This window comes from Pseudomonas emilianonis, from assembly GCF_023072625.1.
GTDB lineage: Bacteria > Pseudomonadota > Gammaproteobacteria > Pseudomonadales > Pseudomonadaceae > Aquipseudomonas > Aquipseudomonas paraveronii.
The window spans coordinates 1-1414 of sequence record NZ_JAKNRV010000654.1 but is presented as its reverse complement, the minus strand read 5'-3'; the positions used below and the strand labels follow the sequence as shown (position 1 = coordinate 1414).

Here is a 1414-nt window from a genome sequence, read left to right as displayed (position 1 = left end):
TCGATGATGCTCCAGAGCCCCTTGATCGGGTCGCTGTTGATATCCAGATTCGGGCCTTTGATGGGGATTCGAACGGTATGGGCGGGGTCACCCAGCACCTGGGTGAACGGCGTCGGGGCGAGCAGTTCATCGGCGCGAGAGCCATTGGCCGGATAGCTGAGCCGGGTGCCGCTGGGGGTGCTCAAGTAGCTGTCGAGGCCTTGGCGCGTCGACACATCGGGAAAGCTGCCGTCGGCAAGGTGGTTCAGTGCGACGTCCAATAACGGCAGCAAGGCCCGACCGCCACCGTCGCGGGGCACGGCCAGGCGAAGGTCTGCGAGGGGATGGGTCAGTGGCGGGTATTTTTCCGTCAGGTTGCGGGCCAGCATCTGCGCGGTGACTGAGCACAGTGTCGGGCGATTGAAAAACTGAGCTTCAACCGCTTGTCGGGTCGGGTGGGCGGCGAGGGGGGTATTCCGGTCTGGCATGGGTATTCCTTTACGTTGAATAAAGACGCGCCCTTGCACGGTAATCCGCAGCGTTGTGCCGATGCGGTAGCCGGTTATGGTTTTAGGCCCTGGCGCCAAACTGGCCTATGATTAGCCCTTTGAACCTGATGAAAGACTGTGATGACTACTACTTTGACGGCCGTCCTTGCCACCAGCGACATGCTTGAAATCGACGGGCTGCACGCCTTCGACTTCACCCTGGATAAAGAAAAGCTGCTGATCATCGCGATGGATGGCCGTGCGCAAAAACGCTGGAGTTTCAGCCTGGAACAGCTGCAGGCGGCGGTCTTCGACGAGACCTTGCAAAGCTGGACGCTGACCGGTGATGTGGGCGAGCACCGCCTGGTCTGCATGAGTGCAGTCACCGGCAATAACCATGATGAGGATGAAGCGGATGCTGATGCGTAAGTTCTGGCCCTTGTTGATGGCGGGCAGCGTCGGGGCGATGTCGGTGCAGGCGGCACCGGCCGACACCTATGAACTGTTGGTCGGCAGCTACACCGCCGGCAGCAGCGAAGGGATCTATCGCCTGCAATTCGACAGCCGCACCGGGCAGTTCCAAGGCAAGCCGGTATTGGCGGCGAAAGCGGCCAACCCGTCCTGGCTGACGGTCTCCAAGGACCAGCAGCATCTGTTTGTGGTGAATGAAAACGGCCCCGGCCAACAGGACGCGGTCGGTCGCGTCAGCAGCTACCGCATCGACCCGCAGAACCATCAGCTCACGCTGATCAACCAGGTACAAAGCCTGGGCAGCGAGCCGACGCATTCCAGCGTGGCCGCCGATGGCCGCTACCTGTTCGTCGCCGGCAACGGTGTCGGCCTTGATGTCGCGATGCACGATAAGGATGGGGAACTTCAGGTCTTTGTACATGAGTGCTTTTAGTCCTGAGGGTGATGCACTCAGGGTAGAAGCTGTAAGCGGATGT

The 1414-nt window shown here is 60.5% G+C and carries 2 protein-coding genes and 2 pseudogenes; 2 read left to right on the top strand and 2 right to left on the bottom strand.

What is annotated here, in order from left to right:
- Window positions 1–467, bottom strand: a 467-nt coding sequence (locus tag L9Z73_RS30540) for a hypothetical protein (protein ID WP_247408683.1), incomplete at its 3' end; no start/stop codon positions are given.
- 141 nt (window positions 468–608) lie between these two features.
- Between L9Z73_RS30540 and L9Z73_RS30535 the strand changes: the two genes are divergently transcribed.
- Both L9Z73_RS30535 and L9Z73_RS30530 read left to right on the top strand, forming a co-directional pair.
- On the top strand, window positions 609–896 hold the full coding sequence (locus L9Z73_RS30535; RefSeq protein WP_247408681.1) for a DUF5629 family protein: 288 nt from the start codon (window positions 609–611) through the stop codon (window positions 894–896).
- A pseudogene (locus L9Z73_RS30530) lies at window positions 865–1284 on the top strand (lactonase family protein); the annotation flags it as partial. The gene L9Z73_RS30535 and the pseudogene L9Z73_RS30530, both read left to right, overlap by 32 nt.
- 3 nt (window positions 1285–1287) lie before the next feature.
- Here L9Z73_RS30530 and L9Z73_RS31700 read toward each other — a convergent pair.
- A pseudogene (locus tag L9Z73_RS31700) lies at window positions 1288–1359 on the bottom strand (hypothetical protein); the annotation flags it as partial.
- Window positions 1360–1414: the final 55 nt, after the last annotated feature.

Bases quoted from the DNA above. Each gene is read 5' to 3' on its own strand.
- L9Z73_RS30535 (WP_247408681.1), top strand. From the start codon at position 609: ATGACTACTACTTTGACGGCCGTCCTTGCCACCAGCGACATGCTTGAA.